The organism is Pseudoalteromonas sp. S2893, from assembly GCF_005887105.1.
Classification (GTDB): domain Bacteria; phylum Pseudomonadota; class Gammaproteobacteria; order Enterobacterales; family Alteromonadaceae; genus Pseudoalteromonas; species Pseudoalteromonas atlantica.
Genome location: NZ_PNCY01000075.1, coordinates 1 through 4,742, shown reverse-complemented (window position 1 = coordinate 4,742; position 4,742 = coordinate 1). Strand labels below are relative to the sequence as shown.

The 4,742-nt window shown below is 40.4% G+C and carries 4 protein-coding genes; 1 reads left to right on the top strand and 3 read right to left on the bottom strand.

The genetic code is table 11. The annotated features are described in order from the left end of the window. Positions 1–73 precede the first annotated feature (73 nt). Together CWC04_RS19190 and CWC04_RS19185 are read right to left on the bottom strand one after the other, a co-directional pair. Positions 74–427 carry a four helix bundle protein gene (locus tag CWC04_RS19190; RefSeq protein WP_024032429.1) on the bottom strand — a complete coding sequence of 118 codons (354 nt, stop codon included), beginning with the start codon at positions 425–427 and terminating at the stop codon, positions 74–76. Between the two features lie 141 nt (positions 428–568). Continuing rightward, positions 569–1,342 (bottom strand): YggN family protein, encoded by a 774-nt coding sequence (locus CWC04_RS19185; RefSeq protein ID WP_064386118.1) that lies wholly within the window; start codon positions 1,340–1,342, stop codon positions 569–571. 629 nt (positions 1,343–1,971) lie between these two features. On the opposite strand from CWC04_RS19185, the gene CWC04_RS19180 reads away from it, so the two are divergent. Then, positions 1,972–3,417 carry a capsule assembly Wzi family protein gene (locus CWC04_RS19180; protein WP_138686190.1) on the top strand — a complete coding sequence of 482 codons (1,446 nt, stop codon included), beginning with the start codon at positions 1,972–1,974 and terminating at the stop codon, positions 3,415–3,417. 264 nt (positions 3,418–3,681) lie between these two features. On the opposite strand, the gene galU is transcribed toward CWC04_RS19180, so the two are convergent. Continuing rightward, positions 3,682–4,602, bottom strand: coding sequence for a UTP--glucose-1-phosphate uridylyltransferase GalU (gene galU, locus CWC04_RS19175; protein ID WP_138686189.1), 921 nt, complete (start codon positions 4,600–4,602; stop codon positions 3,682–3,684). Positions 4,603–4,742 lie beyond the last annotated feature (140 nt).

Here is a 4,742-nt window from a genome sequence, read left to right as displayed (position 1 = left end):
GGGAGAGGTAAAACTATAGAGCGGTCAGCGGTCAGCGGTCAGCGGTCAGCGGTCAGCGGTCAGCGGTCAGCGGTCAGCGGTCAGCGGTCATTTTTAATGTTGCGATTAAACTAGTCAACATTTTTGAAAGCGCTACGGTTTCATCAAGCCACTTTCGACCAACGGACTTATCTATATAACAAATATCTATTCCAATATAAATTTGCGTTCTTGCTTCAGCTATTGATGAGCGAGCGATATCTAAAAACCTCACTTTTTCTTTATTACTGTCTCTTGTCATTCCCTCGGCTATATTACTAGGAACAGACAAACCAGAGCGCGTTAATTGATCTCTAAATCCGTAATCTTTTATAGTGCTAGTCGCTTTATAAATATCAGCACTTAAGCGAGCAGATCGTTTCCATACTTCCAAGTTTTCAAAGTTCATGAGCTAAATCCTAGCTATTTACTTTTAGCTTAGAAGTATTTGAAGAAATAGAAACCCTAAACGCAATTAAAGCCTAAAACTGATAGCTGATAGCTGATAGCTCATAACTAACAGCTTACAGCTAATAACTCCCCACTTTCCTTACGATTTTATCTGTACTAAATCAAAGTCTGCCATGCCTGGGACAATCGCTTGCAAGCGTGATTCGGTCACATCGAGTGCGTTTAAACATTCACAGTATTCAGAGGCTTTAAGCTCAAGTTGCTGAGCCTTTTTTTGCAGGGATTTATCTATTTCTTTAGAGATAATATCCATACGTTGGCCCATGTCGTTAATACGGTCTTCAATATTACCTTCGCGTGATTTAAACGCATCACCAAGCGACATTAAAATAGCCCCTAACGAACCATGTACGGCAGAGTGTATTTGCTGGCTAATTTCTTTAGTGAAAAAATCATCTATTTGCGAGAGCGACTGTGGCGCGATAAAAAAGAAGTCATCACCGCGCTTAAATTTGTCCATAAGCGCACGCTCTACGTACTGGAGCTGGGTTTTTAGCACCTCTGGCTCTTTGTCAGACATCCCCTCGACTACATGTTCAATGGCGCTTAAACCTAAGTTAACACCATCGGTAGCCAAATTAACAAGCTCAGGCACCGTATGGCGAATACCATGGCTAAATTGCTCAAGCACTTTGCTTTCTTCAGTGCTTAAATCAACCCAGTAACCTCGAATAAAAAGCTGGCTATTATTATTAATTTGTACGCGCGTTTGGCCTTTATCAAGAATACGTATAACGTCGTCGGTAATTATTAAGCCATGACTAAGCTCAACATCACACTGTGACTGAGCTAAAACTGCAGAGCTTGAAAGTGCTAAACACAACGCCAATATCGAACGAGATAACAACGCCATATACACCTCAACAAGCTAAAAAAGGAAGGCAAGTAGGTTAACAAAAAACCAACTTTATGCAAGAAAAATAGCTGTTAGCTGTTAGCTGTTAGCTGTTAGCTGTTAGCTGTTAGCTGTTAGCTGTTAGCTGTTAGCCAAAATAAATTATTAAGCACTGGGTTTACAATAAACGCAGTGCTTTTTTATTGGTAGGCGTGAAGCTTGCTCACGCAAAAAATAAAACACCTCTATTTTAACCAAGCGCCAGCAAGCAAGGCGCCTATAACCCCCCCCCTCTAAAGCGCAGCGTCTCTTAACCTCTTTGTGAATTAGTATTTTTATTTTTTCACAAAGAGAAGTAAGTGAGAAGCAAATGAGAAAACATACAAGTAGCAGCGATTTCACCTCGCGTCAGACATTTTGCATTAATAAATATACGCAGAATAAATTCCAAATATGCCAGCAAGCTGCGCGTCTGCAAAATAAAACTTAACCTCAAAGCTCATTTGGGCTAAAAATGTAGATCTTACCCATACTAAATAACGACTAATCTACGTGGGTTTGAGTCTTTTTCTTTCTTACTTAGTTATTTATTGCTAACCTCGCATTAACGTTTTTTACTTAAACAATTTTTTGCTAACGGAATAATTATGCTAAAAAAAATATCGCTACTTGTCGGGATGGCAATCAGTACAAATGTAATGGCTAAAGGCGGGGTTTCACCTTATTTACCTTTAAATCAAGTTCCTGAGCTTGAACATCAAGTACAACGCCTTTTAGCTGTAAGTAAAAACACACACATAATGAGTAAGCCCTATAAAGCGCATGATATCTATAGAGTGCTACAAACAGTTAGGCATACTTACCCTGAGTTATATCAAACGCTTTCTTATCAGCTTAGTCCATATGTACAAAGCGACGCAGGCGCTTTTGCAAAGTTAACCATTGCTGCAGGTACTAAAAACAAAACACTGCCAAACCAGCGCGGGCAAACCACAAAAACCAACTTAATTGTTGAAGGCGGTGCATACGCAAACTTTGGCCGCCACTTTGGTGTAAGTGTGGCTGGCATAGCCAACGAAGACGAAATACTTCCAACCCAAAGCTTTGTTTACCTAGGTTATAAATACGCACAACTAGATATTGGCTACCGTGAACATTGGTACTCTCCCTTTGAAGACAGCGCCATGCTACTAAGCACACAAGCTAAAACAACACCTTCTATAACAATAAGTAACGTAGAGCCAATCACTAGCTTTAACATTAGATACGATATGTTTATTAGCCAAATGACAGAGCAAAGCGGAATACTTGAAAGTACTAAACAAAGAGACGTTGCTCGACAGTTCAAGTCAGGTAAGCCCTACTTATTTGGTTTACACACAAGCTTTGCAGCTACCAACAACCTAACCATTGGTTTGAGCCGCTTGATGCAGTTTGGTGGCGGGCCACGTAGCGTAACACTAAAAGACTTTGCAGAAGGTTTTTTTACACCTGGCAATAAAGATAATATAACTACTTCTGATGCAGATGAGGTAGATGCTAACTATGAGCTAGGCGATCAATTAGGTTCTATAACATTTGAATACAACAATAGCCTTTATTCACTACCGTTTGAAATATATGGAGAGGTAGCTTTAGAAGATACACTTGGGGGCGGCTCGCGTAATAATGCTTACAGCCTCGGCTTATTCTTTCCTTATGTTACTCAAAATCATAGCATAAGGTTTGAGCATAGTAACTGGCAAGGCGGCTGGTACAAGAATGATTTGTACCTTGATGGAAACCGTAACTCTGGCAATGTGATTGGCCACTGGGGTGGTGATGAGCACAACTACACTGACTATACACCCGCAAAATCAATGAGTGTAAATTGGCACTGGCAGTTAACCTCTATAGAAACACTTAATACCACTATCCGCACGCTGGAAAATAAACGCGATGGTTATAAAACTGGCTACGAAGTGCAAACAGCTTATACGCGTAAATTAAGCAAACCAATAATGGGCGCACAAAGCTGGGGAGCTGAGCTTTATCAGGGCAAAGATGTATACGGAGAAACCTTTGCACGGTTAGCTGTATTCGCCAATTTTTAAAGGTTATTAAAGGCGCTCCTTGAAATTTTGTTTTAAACACTTTAGTAGCAGCAAGTTGAACTCGCGTTTAGCCTTATTGTTTTAATGCGGCATAAAGCCTAAGCGCGCCAGCTAGCAAGGCGCCTACATTAAAAACACAATGTTGTAGGCGTGAAGCTTGCTCACGCAAAGCATAGCAGCAGCCGTCAGCCAAAATACATACACCCATAAAAAAGCGCGGCATATAGCCGCGCTTACAAATAATATAGGTTACGCTCTACAATATTATAAATTTACAACATTATCAGATTGCGCAGCCGGCTCATCATTTACCAATGTTTTTAAATATTGGCCAAAATCCTCACCCAACTTGGTATCACGCATGCCGTATTCAACAATCGCTTTTAAGTAACCTAGCTTATCGCCACAATCGTGCGAGCGGCCACTCATATGAAATGCTTCAACGGTTTCTTGAGTCATTAACGCATCAATAGAGTCTGTTAATTGTATTTCACCACCAGCGCCTACTGGCGTTTTGGCAAGTAGCGGCCAAATATTCTTACTTAGTACATAACGGCCAACAACAGCAAGGTTTGATGGTGCTTTATCTGCATCAGGTTTTTCAACCATTGTTTTAATTGCCGCACTGTTACCTGGCGTTAACTGCACGCCGTTAATATCAGCAATACCGTATTTGCTTACATCATCTTGTGCTACTGGTTCTAGCATAATTTGGCTTGCTTTAGTCTCGTTAAAGCGTTTGATCATCGCGGCTAGGTTTTCAGTTTTTTGATCGGCCGTATAAGCATCAAGTATTACATCAGGGAGTAATACTATAAAGTTGTCATCGCCTACAATTGGCTTTGCACACAAAATAGCGTGCCCTAGGCCTTTAGCTTCACCTTGGCGTACACTCATTACCGTTACATCAGCAGGGCAAATAGAGCGTACTTCTTCAAGTAAAGCACGCTTAACACGCTTTTCTAAAGTAGCTTCAAGCTCGTAGCTGGTGTCAAAGTGGTTTTCTATAGCGTTTTTAGAGCTATGTGTTACCAGTACAATGTCTTTAATACCGGCAGCTACGCACTCACTCACTATGTATTGAATAAGTGGTTTATCTACAATCGGTAGCATTTCTTTAGGAATTGCTTTAGTCATAGGTAACATGCGTGTGCCAAGGCCGGCAACAGGAATAACAGCTTTCATAGGTAGTCCTTTATTTGTAAATTAATTATTTTAAGTTAACAGGTTAAATGTAGATGGGGGCTGAATGGAAATCTTTTAGCTTTTAGCTTTTAGCTTTTAGCTTTTAGCTTTTAGCTTTTAGCTTTTAGCTTTTATCTTTT